At 59.7% G+C, this 14,926-nt stretch carries 16 protein-coding genes; 3 read left to right on the top strand and 13 right to left on the bottom strand.

Annotated elements, in window-relative coordinates:
* Window positions 1–24 precede the first annotated feature (24 nt).
* The 3 genes from ntrC to dusB are packed head-to-tail and all read right to left on the bottom strand — an operon-like array spanning window position 25 to window position 3,646.
* On the bottom strand, window positions 25–1,476 hold the full coding sequence (gene ntrC / locus JNB91_RS06845; protein ID WP_220324773.1) for a nitrogen regulation protein NR(I): 1,452 nt from the start codon (window positions 1,474–1,476) through the stop codon (window positions 25–27).
* A complete protein-coding gene (locus JNB91_RS06850) occupies window positions 1,473–2,621 on the bottom strand; it encodes a two-component system sensor histidine kinase NtrB (RefSeq protein WP_220324774.1) in 1,149 nt (382 codons plus the stop codon). The genes ntrC and JNB91_RS06850 overlap by 4 nt, the downstream gene beginning before the upstream one ends.
* Window positions 2,618–3,646: a tRNA dihydrouridine synthase DusB gene (dusB, locus tag JNB91_RS06855; RefSeq protein ID WP_220324775.1), complete on the bottom strand. Its 1,029-nt coding sequence runs from the start codon at window positions 3,644–3,646 to the stop codon at window positions 2,618–2,620. The genes JNB91_RS06850 and dusB overlap by 4 nt, the downstream gene beginning before the upstream one ends.
* A 165-nt stretch (window positions 3,647–3,811) precedes the next feature.
* Between dusB and JNB91_RS06860 the strand changes: the two genes are divergently transcribed.
* Both JNB91_RS06860 and JNB91_RS06865 read left to right on the top strand, forming a co-directional pair.
* Window positions 3,812–5,002 (top strand): bifunctional 2-C-methyl-D-erythritol 4-phosphate cytidylyltransferase/2-C-methyl-D-erythritol 2,4-cyclodiphosphate synthase, encoded by a 1,191-nt coding sequence (locus JNB91_RS06860; protein ID WP_220324776.1) that lies wholly within the window; start codon window positions 3,812–3,814, stop codon window positions 5,000–5,002.
* Window positions 4,999–5,499 (top strand): CinA family protein, encoded by a 501-nt coding sequence (locus JNB91_RS06865; protein WP_220324777.1) that lies wholly within the window; start codon window positions 4,999–5,001, stop codon window positions 5,497–5,499. The genes JNB91_RS06860 and JNB91_RS06865 overlap by 4 nt, the downstream gene beginning before the upstream one ends.
* Window positions 5,500–5,505: 6 nt before the next feature.
* On the opposite strand, the gene JNB91_RS06870 is transcribed toward JNB91_RS06865, so the two are convergent.
* Window positions 5,506–5,964: a type II toxin-antitoxin system RatA family toxin gene (locus JNB91_RS06870; RefSeq protein WP_220324778.1), complete on the bottom strand. Its 459-nt coding sequence runs from the start codon at window positions 5,962–5,964 to the stop codon at window positions 5,506–5,508.
* Window positions 5,965–5,995: 31 nt separating this feature from the next.
* Entirely contained in the window at window positions 5,996–6,556 is a 561-nt protein-coding gene (locus JNB91_RS06875; RefSeq protein WP_222857462.1) for a P-loop NTPase family protein, read from the bottom strand.
* 174 nt (window positions 6,557–6,730) lie between these two features.
* Between JNB91_RS06875 and JNB91_RS06880 the strand changes: the two genes are divergently transcribed.
* Entirely contained in the window at window positions 6,731–6,916 is a 186-nt protein-coding gene (locus tag JNB91_RS06880) for a hypothetical protein (RefSeq protein WP_148144882.1), read from the top strand.
* Between the two features lie 19 nt (window positions 6,917–6,935).
* Here JNB91_RS06880 and lipA read toward each other — a convergent pair whose 3' ends face one another.
* The 8 genes from lipA to pdhA form a co-directional block, all read right to left on the bottom strand.
* Window positions 6,936–7,910, bottom strand: coding sequence for a lipoyl synthase (gene lipA, locus JNB91_RS06885; RefSeq protein WP_220324779.1), 975 nt, complete (start codon window positions 7,908–7,910; stop codon window positions 6,936–6,938).
* A 111-nt stretch (window positions 7,911–8,021) separates the two neighbouring features.
* Window positions 8,022–8,270, bottom strand: a complete 249-nt coding sequence (locus tag JNB91_RS06890; protein ID WP_220324780.1) for a GlsB/YeaQ/YmgE family stress response membrane protein — start codon at window positions 8,268–8,270, stop codon at window positions 8,022–8,024.
* A gap of 205 nt (window positions 8,271–8,475) precedes the next feature.
* Complete coding sequence (gene lpdA / locus JNB91_RS06895) at window positions 8,476–9,921, bottom strand: dihydrolipoyl dehydrogenase (protein WP_220324781.1); 1,446 nt, start codon at window positions 9,919–9,921, stop codon at window positions 8,476–8,478.
* Window positions 9,922–9,996: 75 nt separating this feature from the next.
* Complete coding sequence (locus tag JNB91_RS06900; protein WP_220324782.1) at window positions 9,997–10,269, bottom strand: HP1242/YdcH family protein; 273 nt, start codon at window positions 10,267–10,269, stop codon at window positions 9,997–9,999.
* 71 nt (window positions 10,270–10,340) lie between these two features.
* On the bottom strand, window positions 10,341–10,979 hold the full coding sequence (locus JNB91_RS06905) for an SGNH/GDSL hydrolase family protein (protein WP_220324783.1): 639 nt from the start codon (window positions 10,977–10,979) through the stop codon (window positions 10,341–10,343).
* Between the two features lie 18 nt (window positions 10,980–10,997).
* The gene (locus JNB91_RS06910) at window positions 10,998–12,338 is read right to left on the bottom strand and encodes a pyruvate dehydrogenase complex dihydrolipoamide acetyltransferase (protein ID WP_220324784.1); all 1,341 of its coding nucleotides are present in this window, start codon (window positions 12,336–12,338) and stop codon (window positions 10,998–11,000) included.
* 15 nt (window positions 12,339–12,353) lie between these two features.
* Entirely contained in the window at window positions 12,354–13,736 is a 1,383-nt protein-coding gene (locus tag JNB91_RS06915) for a pyruvate dehydrogenase complex E1 component subunit beta (RefSeq protein ID WP_220324785.1), read from the bottom strand.
* 20 nt (window positions 13,737–13,756) lie between these two features.
* Window positions 13,757–14,815, bottom strand: coding sequence for a pyruvate dehydrogenase (acetyl-transferring) E1 component subunit alpha (gene pdhA / locus JNB91_RS06920; RefSeq protein ID WP_220324786.1), 1,059 nt, complete (start codon window positions 14,813–14,815; stop codon window positions 13,757–13,759).
* Between the last annotated feature and the right edge of the window lie 111 nt (window positions 14,816–14,926).

The following is a 14,926-nucleotide window of genomic DNA, read 5'->3' on the forward strand; positions in this document are numbered from 1 at the left end:
TCCGGCGTCTTTTTTTTTCAAAAGTCAGGCGGAACGCGAACTGCGATAGACGGAGACGCCCAGTTCGCGGATCTTCTTGCGCAGCGTGTTGCGGTTGAGCCCGAGCAGATCGGCCGCCTTGATCTGGTTGCCGCGGGTGGCCGTCAGCGCAGCAAGGATCAGCGGATATTCCATCTCGGTCAGCACCCGGTCATACAGTCCCGGAGGCGGCAGGTTATCGCCGAAGCTCGCGAAATAGCTGCGCATGTTTTCTTCGACCGCCTGGGCGATGGTCAGAGAGCCACTGCGCGGGGCAGCCTTGTCGATCGGGCTATCGGGAACATCAGACCGCAACTCGGTATCGACGATTTCGCGGGTAATGACATCCTGCGGATAGAGCGCCATCAGGCGGCGTACCAGGTTTTCCAACTCGCGCACGTTACCCGGCCAGGCATAGGCCTTCATCACGTCCAGCGCCTCGTTGTCGAAACGCTTGCCGTCGAGCCCTTCCTTCTCGGCCATCTGCATGAAGTGGCGCACGAGATCTGGAATATCCTCGGCACGGTCGCGCAGCGGCGGCAGGCGCAGCGGCACGACATTGAGGCGGTAATAGAGGTCTTCGCGGAAAAGCCCCTGATTGATCAGGTGCTTCAGGTCCTTGTTGGTGGCGGCAACGATGCGCACGTCGGTGCGGATCGGTGTACGTCCGCCGACCGTCGTATATTCACCCTGCTGCAGCACGCGCAGAAGGCGTGTCTGCGCATCCATCGGCATATCGCCGATTTCATCGAGAAATAGCGTGCCGCCCTCGGCCTGCTCGAAACGGCCGGTGGACCGGTTCTGTGCGCCGGTAAAGGCGCCCTTCTCGTGGCCGAACAGTTCCGATTCGATCAGGTCGCGCGGGATGGCCGCCATGTTGATCGCCACGAACGGACCGTTGCGGCGCTTGCCGTAATCGTGAAGAGCCTTGGCGACCAGTTCCTTGCCGGTACCCGATTCACCGGTAATCATCAGCGTCAGGTCCGTCTGCATCAGGCGGGCGAGAACACGATAGATTTCCTGCATCGCAGCAGAGCGGCCGACCAGCGGCATCCCATCCTGCATGTCGTCGTCGAGACGCGCCGGCTTGCGCTTCGGCTCGGCCAGCGCCCGGCCGATGATCGCAATTAGCTCCGTCAGGTCGAACGGCTTCGGCAGATAGTCATATGCGCCTTTTTCCGAAGCACGGATCGCCGTCATGAATGTGTTCTGCGCGCTCATGACAAGCACAGGCAGGTCCGGCCGCGCCTTCTTGATACGCGGAAGCAGATCGAAGGCATTTTCATCCGGCATGACGACGTCGGTGACGACGAGATCGCCTTCGCCGGCCGAAACCCAACGCCAGAGGGTGGCGGCATTGGAGGTGATGCGTACCTCGTAACCGGCCCGCGTCAGGGCCTGGTTCAGGACGGTACGGATGGCCGCGTCGTCGTCGGCGACAAGGATCGTGGCAGTCATGTTTCGCTTCCTGTGGGGTTCAAGGCGCGGCCGTCACCGGCCTCTTCCTTGTGCATGGGCATCAGAACACGGAATATGGTCCGGCGCGCCTGGCTGTCGCATTCGACAATGCCGCCATGGCCGCCGATGATCTTGGCGACCAGCGCCAGCCCGAGGCCGGAACCGTTGGTCTTGGTGGTGATGAACGGGTCGAAAAGGTTCGGAACGAGGTCGGCAGGCACGCCGGGACCATTGTCGATGACGCAGAATTCGAGCGGCAGCGAGATTTTTTCCCGCGTGCCCGCAACCGAAAGGCGGATGCCGGGACGGTAGGCTGTCGTCAGCATGATTTCAGCGTCAGGCTGACCGTCCACGGCTTCGGACGCATTCTTGATCAGGTTGAGAAACACCTGAACCAATTGGTCGCGATTGGCATAGACCGGCGGCAGCGACGGGTCGTACATCTCGGAAATCTTGATCTCGCGGGCGAAACCGGCCTTGGCCACCGCCTTCACGTGATCGAGCACGGAGTGGATGTTGAGCGGCACGCGATCGACCGGGCGCTCGTCGGAAAACACTTCCATCCGGTCGACCAGCGAAACGATCCTGTCCGTCTCGTCGCAGATCAGCCGCGTCAGCGGACGATCGTCATCCGGAACCACGGTTTCAAGCAGCTGGGCAGCACCACGGATGCCGGAAAGCGGGTTCTTGATTTCATGCGCCAGCATCGAAGCGAGCCCCGTCACCGAACGCGCAGCGGCGCGATGGGTCAGCTGTCGATCAATCTTGTCCGCCATCGAGCGTTCCTGAAACACAACGACGACGGAACCGGGTTCGCTGACGACAGGTGCGACATAAAGATCGACCAGCTTTTCCTGACCGAGTTTCGGCGAGGACAGATCGACGCGATACTCGTTGACCGGAGCCTTGCGCTCGCGAACCTGGTCGATCAAGGCCAGAAGCGGGCTGCCGAACGGAATAAAGCTCGAAATCTTGTATTTTGCCAGATGCGAGGCACTTGCGCCGAAGAAGGATTCCGCTTCCCAGTTGGCGAACGCGATCTTTCCGGCCTGATCGACCAGAATGACCGGGTTCTGAACCGAGTTGAGGACGGCCATGGCCAATGCCTGCCCATGGGCAGTGTCCTGAATGGCGGACTTTGTCATGCAGCCTCCTTGCGGGCTGATAGGAATGCGTCATTTCCAAAAATCGTCGACAGACGCCGGATAACATCTGCCGGATCACGAGACATCATGATCGCCGCCTTGTCCTCTGACGCAATGTCGCAACCCTGGCGGTCGATATACCAGCCGAGCTGTTTGCGGGCATGCCGAAGACCGGCTTCGACCCCGTAGAAATCCAACATTGCCTCGTAATGTTCGATGACGATGGCGCCGACCTCCGCCTGTGACGGCGCGGCGTGACCGGCAAGCCAGCCGACATGCCAGGGCCGGCCCTGCGCACCGCGCCCGACCATGACGGCATCGGCACCGGAGCGGCGAAGGATTTCCGTCGCATCTTCGGGCGTCTGAACGTCGCCATTGGCGATTAGCGGAATGGAGAGCACGTCACGCACGGCGTGAATGGCGTCCCAATCCGCCTTGCCTTCATAGAACTGCATGCGGGTACGTCCATGCACGGTGACAAGCTGCACGCCCGCCTCCTGCGCGCGACGCGCAATCAGCGGCGCATTGAGGCTGTCATGATCCCAGCCGAGCCGCATCTTGACGGTGACAGGAACGGAGACGGCTTTCACCGTTGCCTCGATCAGTGACAAGGCGTGATCGGGATCGCGCATCAACGCCGAGCCGGAATAGCCGCCGATCACCTTCTTGGCCGGACAGCCCATATTGATATCGATGATATCGGCGCCATTATCGGCCGAAATCCTTGCCGCTTCCGCCATCCAGTGGGCTTCACGACCGGCAAGCTGCACCATATGCGGCGTCATGCCGGCATTCTTCAGCCGCGCCCAGGATTCGCCCTTGTTCATGGCAAGCTCCCGGCTTGCCACCATTTCGGTGACAACAAGGCCGGCACCAAAGCGCCAGGCAAGCTTGCGGAAGGCGAGATCGGTCACGCCGGACATCGGCGCGAGCACCATCCTATTGCGGACAGTGACCGATCCGATCTGAAATGGTCTGGCAAGGTCGCTGCAATGCAATTGATGATCTTTCAGGCAAATTCGCATTATGCACTATTTTTATTCAGCCCTTGAGCGTTTGCCAAGAGCTATTCGTGAAATGCGCTATTTTTGAGCGACGTGCTGGAAATACGGCTTTTGAGGCTATAGTTCTCGCCCTGTCAATCCAAATCGATACTGGCCAATTTCATACAGAACGGGAACAGCAGCTCCATGACAATCGGCATCGTCATCGTCGCGGCAGGACGAGGGGAAAGAGCTGGCTCGCCGGACGAGGGGCCGAAGCAATACCGCCCCATCGGCGGCCGCCCGGTCATCGCCCACACGCTCGACACGTTTATTCGCTGGCAAAGGCGCGGACCGATCGTCGTCGTCATCCATCCGGACGACGAGGAACTGTATGCGGCAGCAACGGCCGGGCTTTCAGCGCCAGACATCACCCTCGCCTTCGGCGGAGATACGCGGCAACGCTCTGTTTATGAAGGCCTGAAGGCTCTTTCGTCCACCGAGGCAACCCATGTGATGATTCACGATGCGGCACGTCCGTTTGTCGATCACGCAATGCTTGACCGCATCGCTGACGCCTTCGACAACGGCGTCGAGGCCGTGCTGCCGGCAGTCAGCGTGACGGATACACTGAAGCGTGGCGGCTCAGATGGCCTCGTCCACGAGACGGTTCCGCGCGCCGGGCTCTATGCCGCCCAGACGCCACAGAGCTTTCTCCTGTCGGAAATCCGCTCGGCGCATGAAAAGGCTGCGGCGCTTCGCCGCGACGATTTTACCGATGACGCGGCGATCGCCGAATGGGCCGGACTGCCGGTTTCCATCGTCGAAGGCTCCGTAGACAATATCAAGCTGACCGTAAAACGGGACATGACCATGGCCGATGAAAGGCTTTCAGCCGCCGCCCTCCCCGACGTGCGCACCGGCAACGGCTACGACGTGCATCAACTGGTTGAAGGCGATGGCGTGACGCTGTGCGGCGTCTTCATTCCCCATAACCAGAAACTGTCCGGCCACTCGGACGCAGATGTTGCGCTGCATGCCCTGACGGATGCCCTGCTCGCCACCTGCGGCGCCGGTGATATCGGCGATCATTTTCCGCCATCGGACATGCAGTGGAAGGGCGCGCCGTCGAAAATCTTCCTCGAACATGCGGCAAGGATCGTGCGCGAAAAGGGCGGCACGATCATGAATGCCGACGTCTCGCTGATTGCCGAAGCACCGAAGGTCGGCCCCCATCGCGACAGGATGCGCCAGAACATGGCAGACATCCTCGGCATTTCGCTGGACCGCTGTTCGGTCAAGGCGACGACCAACGAGACGATCGGCTTTGTCGGCCGTCGCGAAGGCATTGCCGCGATCGCAACCGCTACCGTCGTCTATCGCGGATCTCAGGTATGAGCCTGTTTCCATTAGACATAGAAGACGAAGCGCGCCGGATCGTTTGGGAATTCGCTGAACGGAGATTGATGATCTCCACCGCAGAATCCTGCACCGGCGGCCTCATTGTCGGCGCCCTGACGGATATCGCCGGCTCGTCTGCCGTCGTCGATCGCGGATTCGTCACTTACACGAACGAAGCCAAGATGGACCTTCTGGGCGTCAATGCGGCAACGCTCGGCACCTATGGCGCCGTGTCGGAACAGACCGCAAGACAGATGGCGCAGGGCGCCCTCTTCCGCTCCAGGGCCGATCTTGCGGTCGCCGTCACCGGCATCGCCGGCCCCGGCGGCGGCTCAACCGAAAAGCCGGTGGGTCTCGTGCATCTTGCCGCCCGCAACCGCTCGGGCATGATCATTCACCGGGAAATGCGTTACGGCGATATCGGTCGCATTGAAGTCCGGCTGGCGACGGTGCGCACGGCCTTCGAGATGCTGTGTGAAGTTGCCGGCGTCTGAACGTATTCAGGCAGCCGCGTAGATCTTGTCTGCGCGGCTTTCGAAGGCATCGGTGAACATGCGGAAGGCGCGATCGAACATCGAGCCCATCAGCGCGCCGAGAATCATGCTCTTGAACTCGTAGTCGATGTAGAAATGCACGATGCAGCCCTCGCCGCCGTCGGGCGCAGGTTCAAAACGCCAGCGGTTATCGAGATACTTGAACGGCCCTTCGATATATTTGACGTCGATCGCCTGTTCGGCCGGATTGAGCAGCACCTGGGTGGTGAAGGTTTCCTTGATCGCCTTGTAGCCCACAGTCATGTCCGCCAGCAGCAGGGTCTTGCCGTCCCGCTCCTTGGAACTGCGTATGCTGAGCGCCTCGCAAAGCGGCAGGAATTCCGGATAGCGTTCGATATCCGCAACGAGGGCGTACATCTTTTCGGGACTATGCTTGACCGGGCGGCGAATATCGAACTTTGGCATGGTGTGGAGTTAAGCTGAGGTCTTTGGAAGATCAAGCCCCGACGAGGGAGAGAAGCTGCCGCATCTGGCCGCGCGACGTCAGGATCAATACGGGGCAGTCGGCATTGAAACGCTGAACCCCGTCCACGATCCGAGGAGAGGTCTGCCGCTCGAAATTCCAGATGAAGGAGAAGAATTCGCGATCGAACAGCCGTTCAGGACATCCCGCCGCCATATCCGGCCGTGTTTGCCCCATATGACGAATGCTTCTGGAAAAGACACTCCACAGGCAAAGCCAGCGTGGCATCCGCACCCAGATGATCGCATCGGCACGCGGCATTCTCAGCTCGAAACTGGACGAACCCGTGCCATCCATGATCCAGCGATCTCCGGATACGGCTTCCGAGATCAAGGCCCGCGTCGTCTCACGATCCCGCTTCACCCAGCCCGGAAGCCAGTAAAAATCTCTGTCCATTGAGATATAGGACAACCGCAATCCGTCGCTCAGCTTCCGTGAGAGCGTCGACTTGCCGCCTCCGGAACAACCGATCACCAGCACGCGCTTCGAGGCATGAAGCACTTCTGCTCCGTCCTCCACATTGACAATCCGCAACTGATTTCCCACCTGTTATGTGTCCGATGCAACGCACACTTTCGGTTTGACGATTTTCAAGTTAAAGAAATTTAATGTAGCTTGGGGGGAGTTGTAATATTCCCTCGTCGCAATCCTGCCTATATTGGTGCATTGCAACATTCTAAAATCTATCGATCCGAAAGACGCATACCCATGGACGATTTCGCACAGATGATAAAGCTGCTCGAATCCGCGAAGCAGCTTGCGGATATGAACGGCATGCCGATGCTCGCCTATTTCATCGAAATGGCAAAAGGCGAAGCACGCGGGCAGAAGGGCACGCTGCGTGAACGCAGGCACGGTCAGGACAAGCGCCCCAAGATCGAGGCCGCCGAATAATCAGAGAGAGGTTGCCGCCCTATTCGGCGGCAGCCAGTAGCTTCTTTTCACGCGCAGCCCGCAGCCGGGCAAAGTCGTCACCGGCGTGATGCGACGAACGCGTGAGCGGGCTTGAAGCGACCATCAGGAAGCCCTTCGTGTAAGCCACGGTCTCGTAAGACTTGAACTCTTCCGGCGTGACGAATTTCTCGACCTTGTGATGCTTGCGCGTCGGCTGCAGATACTGGCCGATCGTCAGGAAGTCGACATCGGCGGTTCTCAGATCATCCATCAACTGCAGCACTTCGTTGCGCTCTTCGCCTAAGCCCACCATGATGCCGGACTTGGTGAACATCGTCGGGTCGAGTTCCTTCACCCGCTGCAAAAGCCGGATCGAGTGGAAATAACGCGCACCAGGGCGAACCGTGAGGTAGTTGCCGGGAACGGTTTCCATATTGTGGTTGAAGACGTCCGGCTTGGCGGCAACGACACGCTCCAGCGCACCGGGTTTCTTCAGGAAGTCAGGCGTCAGGATTTCGATCGTCGTCAGCGGTGATGCGGCACGGATCGCCCAGATCACCTTTTCGAAATGCTCGGCACCGCCGTCATCCAGATCGTCGCGGTCGACGGAGGTGATGACGACGTGTTGCAAGCCCATTTCCTTGACGGCGCGCGCGACGCTTTCCGGCTCAGACATGTCGAGCGGGTTCGGCTTGCCTGTCGCGACATTGCAGAACGCACAGGCGCGAGTACAGATCTCGCCCATGATCATGAAGGTGGCGTGCTTCTTGTCCCAGCACTCACCGATGTTGGGACAGCCCGCCTCTTCGCAGACCGTCACCAGCTTGTTTTCACGAACGATCGCGCGGGTTTCCTGGTAACCCTTCGATACCGGCGCCTTGACGCGGATCCAGTCCGGCTTGCGCATGACTTCGGTATCGGGCCGATGCGCCTTTTCCGGGTGGCGGATGCGCTTCTCTTCGGAGAGATTGGTCCTGTCGAGAATGGTGACCATGAAATCCTGCCTTCAACTCCGCACTCATGTCGGAGCATGTTGTCGTTCGGAAATTCTCTATGCATGAACCGCGGCAAATCTTTGCGCGGTATAACCTGTCAGGCCGCTACATTAGCGTCTGACGATTTTGGCGACGAATAGCAAAAGGCTCGCGCCAAGGAAAGCCGTGACGAAATAGCCGAGACGGCTGTCTTTCACGGCAATGTCGAAGGTTCCCAAAACCGCGATGGCGACGACGGAACCGACGATACCCAGAATGATGTTCATGAAGATGCCGAAGCGGATATCCATCAGCTTGCCGGCAAGCCAGCCTGCCAGTCCGCCGATGATAATTGCTCCGATCCAGCCAACGCTTTCCATCATTCCTCCTGAAAACTCCGCCAGCATTTAAGCTGCCCTCCGACTATTGACGAGGGAGCTGCCCCTCATCCGGCTGCCGCCACCTTCTCCCCGTAGAGACGGGGAGAAGGACGCTAGCCGCATTCTCCCAGCCTCAATTCGGGCAAGTCCACTCCCCCCGCCTGCGGGGAGAGGGCTAGGGTGAGGGGCAAGCCCCAAACACCAATTAAGCGTTCAGCACACGCCCGTAGGCATCCAGAACGCTTTCCTTCATCGATTCCGAAATGGTCGGATGCGGGAAGATCGTGTCCATCAGGTCTTCTTCGGTCGTCTCGAGGTTCATCGCGACAACGAAGCCCTGGATCAGTTCGGTAACTTCCGCACCGACCATGTGGGCGCCCAAGAGTTCGCCGGTCTTCTTGTCAAAGATAGTCTTGACCATGCCCTGGTCTTCGCCGAGCGCCACGGCCTTGCCGTTCGCGGCAAAGGAGAAGCGGCCGACGCGGATGTCGCGACCCTGTTCCTTGGCCTTGGCTTCGGTAAGACCGACCGAGGCGACCTGCGGGTTGCAATAGGTGCAGCCCGGGATTTTGCTCTTGTCGGTGGCATGGACGTTCGGCAGGCCGGCGATCTTCTCGACGCAGACGACGGCTTCATGCTCGGCCTTGTGGGCGAGCAGCGGACCACCGGCAACGTCACCGATAGCGTAGATGCCGGGAACGTTAGTCTTGCCGTAACCGTCGATGACGATGAAGCCACGATCGGTTTTTACGCCAGCAGCCTCGAGGCCGATGTTTTCGATGTTTGCCTGAACGCCAACAGCCGAGATCATCCGGTCGGCTGTGATCTTTTCAGACGAACCGTCCTTCTTCTCGATAGTAGCGGTGACGGAGTTCGCACCCTTCTCGATCTTGGCGACCTTAGCTTCGAGAAGGATCTTGATGCCCTGCTTTTCGAACTGCTTCTTGGCGAAGGCGGAGATTTCCGCGTCTTCGACCGGCATGACCTGGCTCATGATTTCGACGACGGTAACGTCGACGCCCATCGTGCGATAGAAGGATGCGAATTCGATGCCGATCGCGCCCGAGCCCATGACCAGCAGCGACTTCGGCAGCTCTTCCGGCTTCATCGCTTCGAAATAGGTCCAGATCAGCTTGCCATCGGGTTCGATGCCGGGAAGCGCGCGCGGGCGGGCGCCGGTGGCGACGATGATGTGCTTGGCAGTGTAGGTGCCCTCACCCAGCGTATTCTTCGGAACCGGACCCTGCGGCTGAACAACCGGCTTGGTCGACTTGCCGACAACGATCTCACCCGCCTTCACGATCTTGGCTTCACCCCAGATGATGTCGACCTTGTTCTTCTTGAACAGGAATCCCACACCGTTGTTCATCCGCGCGGCAATACCACGCGAACGCGCAACGATCGCCTTGACGTCCGGCTTGATCGAGCCTTCGAGCGTCAGGCCGTAATCCTTGGCGTGAGTAGCGGTGTGCATGACATCGGCCGAGCGCAGCAGCGCCTTGGTCGGAATGCAGCCCCAGTTGGAGCAAATGCCGGCAAGATGCTCGCGTTCGACGACGGCGACCTTCATGCCGAGCTGCGAGGCCCTGATCGCAGCGATATAACCACCAGGGCCGGAGCCGATTACAATAACGTCATAAGCGTTGGACATGAGCGCTTCCAATCCTCTTCTGTCGAGACCCGGGCAAAGGCCCTGAGGTCTACACGGGATGAAAGCGCCTGGAGGTCAGACCGCCAGCTTGATCACTTCAGCTTCCGGTTCAGGCTGAACCAGCATCCCGTAGATTTCTTCCTTGAGCTGCCTGCGCTGCTTGCACATGTCGATGAGCATTGCATCGCCTGCGGGCTCGTTACGTCTCTCGGCCAGGTGAACTCTCCGGCTCAGATCTTCATAACTCCGGCACAGTCGGGCGAAATGCCCATCCGTCTCCTGGAGATGGCGCACCAGCGCCCTGAAATCCGGAAAATCTGCGGCCAGTTCATGCAGCGTGCCAGACATCGAACAAATCCCTTTATTAGTGAGGAAGTGTCCACGCTAGGTCCGCCTAAAATTACCTCCGTTGATCCAGATCAAAGGCCAAGCATCATTCGAACGATCGGCTCCAGACCGCGACCAATTGCCCGAGTACCCTCAGGCGTCAGGTGTACGCCATCAACCGGACTGGTACGGGCAACCGACCCTGCATCGAAGAAACCGCAGCCAAGATCATCGGCAAGATCGCGGTAGAGCGACGCGAGCATGACCGATTCCCCGACACCGTCGCGGAACATTGCCGAAAACACCGGATCGGCCGTTTCGCAGAGTGGCGGCGGTGAAACGATCAGGATTTCCGGCGCATCATAATCGAACGAATACTCGTGGTGGCGGATCAGCCCCACAAGCCTCTGCAGGCCGGCACGGGCCGCATAGGCGGTCCCGGCAATCGCCGGCTTCATATCGTTGGTACCGAGCATGATGACGACGAGATCAAGCGGCATATGGGTGTGAAGCACCGTTGGAAGGTTCTTCACACCGTTGCGATCACAATCGGCCAGGTGATCGTCATAGCCGGTCGTGCGGCCGTTCAATCCATCGGCGATCACCGTCACACCAGGCCCGAGGGCCGCCCCGAGGACGCTTGGCCAGCGATCCTCGAAAGCATGCCGTCCCGGCCCTTCGGGGTTATACCCCCAGGTGAGACTGTCGCCGAAGCAGAGAACGGTTTTCATCCCGCCGTCCTTTTGCCGTTAGACCAGCATCGACATCGGGTTTTCGATGTAGCGCTTGAAGGCGGATGCGAGTTCCGCGCCGAGCGCGCCATCGATGACGCGGTGGTCGAAGGCGAAGGTCGCCGACATCACCGTACCGACTTCGATCTTGCCGTTACGGACGACCGGCTTCTCGACGCCGGCGCCGATCGACACGATCGAAGCCTGCGGCAGATTAACGATCGAGGTGAACGAAGAAACGCCGAACATGCCGAGGTTGGACACGGAAGTCGTGCCGCCCTGGTATTCTTCCGGCTTCAGCTTCTTGTCGCGGGCGCGCTTGGCCATGTCCTTCACCTCGTTGGAGATGACTGACAGAGCCTTGGTTTCTGCCTTGCGAACGATCGGCGTGATCAGGCCGTCCGGGATCGAAACAGCTACACCGACGTCGGAATGCTTGTGCAGCACGCGTGCGGTCGAGGTCCAGGAGGCGTTTGCCATCGGAACATCGCGCAGCGCCAGAGCCATTGCCTTGATGATGAAGTCGTTGACGGAGAGCTTGAAGGCCGGAACCTCGCCCTTCTCTGTCTTCTTCACCGGAGCCGACTTGTTGATCTCTGCTCTAAGAGCCATCAGCGCATCGAGTTCGCAATCCATCGACACCGTGTAGGACGGAACCGTCTGGGTGGACTCGGTCAGGCGTGCGGCGATTGTCTTGCGCATGCCGTCATGCGGCAGAAGCTCGTAGGAGCCTTCCGCAAACAGCTTGAGCGTTGCATCGTCCGACGGACCCTTCGCGACAGCAGGAGCCGGAGCGGCAGCGGACTGTGCAGCAGCCGGAGCAGCCTTTGCAGTACCGCCAGCGGCAGCCTTTTCGACGTCCGCCTTGACGACACGGCCATGCGGGCCGGTGCCGGTGACGGCGGACAGATCGAGACCAGCTTCCTTGGCGAGACGACGGGCGAGCGGCGAGGAAAACACGCGCTTGCCATCGGCAACCGGAGCAGGCGTCGACGGTGCCGGAGCAGCGTCAGTGACCGGAACGGCAACCTTCGGAGCTTCAGCGGTCTTTTCAGCCGGAGCAGCCTCAGCCTTCGGCGCGGAACCCGCACCGGCAGCAACGGCAGCAACGTCTTCGCCTTCTTCGGCGATGATGGCGATCAACGCATTGACCTTGACCGCTTCGGTGCCGGCCGGAACGACGATCTTGGCGATCACGCCTTCGTCGACGGCTTCGACTTCCATCGTCGCCTTGTCGGTTTCGATTTCTGCGATCACGTCACCGGACTTGATCTTGTCGCCTTCCTTGACCAGCCACTTTGCGAGGTTGCCCTCTTCCATGGTCGGAGAAAGGGCAGGCATGGTGATGTTGATAGGCATCCTATCACCCTTCCCTTACTTGTAGCAGACGGTTTTGACCGCCTCGACGACTTCACCGACGGTCGGCAGAGCCAGCTTTTCGAGGTTCGCGGCGTAAGGCATCGGAACGTCCTTGCCGGCGATCGTCAGAACCGGGGCATCGAGATAGTCGAAGGCCTGCTGCATGACGCGGGTGGCAATTTCGGTGCCGACCGAGTTCTGCGGGTAACCTTCCTCGACGGTAACGAGGCGACCGGTCTTCTTGACGGATTCGATAACCGTCGGCAGGTCCATCGGACGGATCGTGCGAAGGTCGATCAGTTCGACATCGATGCCTTCCTTCTCGAGTTCGGCAACCGCCTTCACGGCGTAGGTCATGCCGATACCGAAGGAAACGATCGTCGCATCCTTGCCCTTGCGGTGGATACGCGCCTTGCCGATCGGCAGAACGAAATCATCCAGCTTCGGCACGTCGAAGTGCTGACCGTAGAGGATTTCGTTTTCGAGGAAGACGACCGGGTTCGGATCGCGGATTGCAGCCTTGAGCAGACCCTTTGCGTCAGCAGCCGTGTACGGCATGATGACCTTGAGGCCCGGGATCTGGCTGTACCACGAGGAGAAGTCCTGGCTGTGCTGTGCGCCAACGCGGGCAGCAGCACCGTTCGGGCCGCGGAACACGATCGGAGCGCCCATCTGGCCGCCGGACATGTAGAGCGTCTTGGCAGCGGAGTTGATGATCTGGTCGATCGCCTGCATGGCGAAGTTGAAGGTCATGAACTCGACGATCGGCTTTAGGCCGGACATGGCCGCACCGACGCCGATACCGGCAAAGCCGTGTTCGGTGATCGGAGTATCGACAACGCGCTTGGCGCCGAATTCCTGCAGCAGCCCTTGAGTGATCTTGTAGGCGCCCTGATATTCGGCGACTTCTTCACCCATGACGAATACGTCGCCATCGCGGCGCATTTCTTCGGCCATTGCGTCGCGCAGAGCTTCGCGAACGGTCGTCGAAACCATTTCCGTGCCAGCCGGAATATCCGGATCGGCAGCGACTTCGACCTTCGGCTGAGCCGGAACCGAAGCGGATGCAGGCTTGGCTTCTTCAGCAGCAGCGGGTGCTTCAGCCTTCGGAGCCTCAGCGGCCGGGGCGGAAGAACCGATCGCATCGGCGCTTTCACCTTCGGCGAGCAGGATTGCGATCTTGGTGTTGACCTTGACGTTCTCGGTGCCGGCTTCGACCAGCAGCTTGCCGATCACGCCTTCATCGACGGCTTCCACTTCCATGGTTGCCTTGTCGGTCTCGATTTCAGCAATGACATCGCCGGACTTGACGGTGTCGCCTTCCTTCTTGACCCATTTGGAAAGCGTGCCTTCCTCCATCGTCGGAGAAAGTGCAGGCATCAGGATATCGATAGGCATAGGTTCTTTCCTCCCCGCGCTTAGAGCAGGATATCGGTGTAGAGCTCGGATGCATCCGGCTCCGGATCGTTCTGAGCGAAGTCGGCGCTATCCGTAACGATGTCGCGGATAACCTTGTCGATCGCCTTCAGCTCGTCCTCGGACGCCCAGCCCTTTTCGAGCAGGCGGTTGCGAACCTGTTCGATCGGATCCTGCTCCGAGCGCATCTTCTGCACCTCTTCCTTGGAGCGGTACTTTGCCGGGTCGGACATCGAGTGACCGCGGTAACGATAGGTCAGCATTTCGAGAATGATCGGACCCTTGCCGGCACGGCAATGGGCGAGCGCCTCATCGGCTGCAGCCTTGACGGCGCGAACATCCATGCCGTCCACCTGGACGCCCGGAATGCCGAAGCCGACGCCGCGCATCGAATAGTTCGACTGTGCGGTTGCGCGGGCAGTCGACGTACCCATGGCGTAACGGTTGTTCTCGACGATGTAGATGATCGGCAGTTTCCAGAGAGCAGCCATATTGAAGCTCTCGTAGACCTGGCCCTGGTTTGCAGCGCCGTCACCGAAATAGGCGACCGAAACGCTGTCATTGTTGCGATAGGCATTGGCGAATGCGAGGCCTGTGCCGAGCGACACCTGCGCGCCAACGATGCCGTGACCGCCGTAGAAATGCTTCTCCTTGGAGAACATGTGCATCGAGCCGCCCTTGCCCTTAGACAAGCCGCCGCGACGACCGGTAAGCTCGGCCATGACGCCACGCGGGCTCATGCCGCAAGCAAGCATGTGGCCGTGGTCGCGATAGGCGGTAATGACCTGATCACCTTCCTGCTGCGCCATCTGCATGCCGACAACGACAGCTTCCTGGCCGATATAGAGGTGGCAGAAACCGCCGATGAAGCCCATACCATAGAGCTGGCCGGCCTTCTCTTCGAAACGACGGATCAGCAGCATCTCGCGATACGCGTGCAGATCGTCTTCCTTGCCGAATTCCGGCGTGTTCTTGCCGGTGAATTCTTTCGAGGTTGTTTTGCTGGCAGATTTTGCCGCTGGCTTGCGGCCGGATGCAGACGCGGATTTGGTTTGCGCCATCGATCCCTCCCTATGTGCTGCATTGAAAGAGCGGCATCGAGGCGAGCAAAAGCGCACCTCAACCCGCTCGGGTTTCTGCATCTAACATAGGGAAGAAAGCGCGCCCCAGCA

The organism is Aliirhizobium wenxiniae (assembly GCF_019511445.1).
Taxonomy (GTDB): Bacteria; Pseudomonadota; Alphaproteobacteria; order Rhizobiales; family Rhizobiaceae; genus Neorhizobium; species Neorhizobium wenxiniae_A.

Coding starts and splice junctions, on each gene's coding strand:
- JNB91_RS06910 (WP_220324784.1), bottom strand. CDS start 12,338: ATGCCTATCAACATCACCATGCCTGCCCTTTCTCCGACCATGGAAGAG.
- dusB (WP_220324775.1), bottom strand. CDS start 3,646: ATGCGAATTTGCCTGAAAGATCATCAATTGCATTGCAGCGACCTTGCC.
- JNB91_RS06850 (WP_220324774.1), bottom strand. CDS start 2,621: ATGACAAAGTCCGCCATTCAGGACACTGCCCATGGGCAGGCATTGGCC.
- pdhA (WP_220324786.1), bottom strand. CDS start 14,815: ATGGCGCAAACCAAATCCGCGTCTGCATCCGGCCGCAAGCCAGCGGCA.
- JNB91_RS06865 (WP_220324777.1), top strand. CDS start 4,999: ATGAGCCTGTTTCCATTAGACATAGAAGACGAAGCGCGCCGGATCGTT.
- lpdA (WP_220324781.1), bottom strand. CDS start 9,921: ATGTCCAACGCTTATGACGTTATTGTAATCGGCTCCGGCCCTGGTGGT.
- JNB91_RS06890 (WP_220324780.1), bottom strand. CDS start 8,270: ATGGAAAGCGTTGGCTGGATCGGAGCAATTATCATCGGCGGACTGGCA.
- lipA (WP_220324779.1), bottom strand. CDS start 7,910: ATGGTCACCATTCTCGACAGGACCAATCTCTCCGAAGAGAAGCGCATC.
- JNB91_RS06915 (WP_220324785.1), bottom strand. CDS start 13,736: ATGCCTATCGATATCCTGATGCCTGCACTTTCTCCGACGATGGAGGAA.
- JNB91_RS06900 (WP_220324782.1), bottom strand. CDS start 10,269: ATGTCTGGCACGCTGCATGAACTGGCCGCAGATTTTCCGGATTTCAGG.
- JNB91_RS06860 (WP_220324776.1), top strand. CDS start 3,812: ATGACAATCGGCATCGTCATCGTCGCGGCAGGACGAGGGGAAAGAGCT.
- JNB91_RS06880 (WP_148144882.1), top strand. CDS start 6,731: ATGGACGATTTCGCACAGATGATAAAGCTGCTCGAATCCGCGAAGCAG.
- JNB91_RS06905 (WP_220324783.1), bottom strand. CDS start 10,979: ATGAAAACCGTTCTCTGCTTCGGCGACAGTCTCACCTGGGGGTATAAC.
- ntrC (WP_220324773.1), bottom strand. CDS start 1,476: ATGACTGCCACGATCCTTGTCGCCGACGACGACGCGGCCATCCGTACC.
- JNB91_RS06870 (WP_220324778.1), bottom strand. CDS start 5,964: ATGCCAAAGTTCGATATTCGCCGCCCGGTCAAGCATAGTCCCGAAAAG.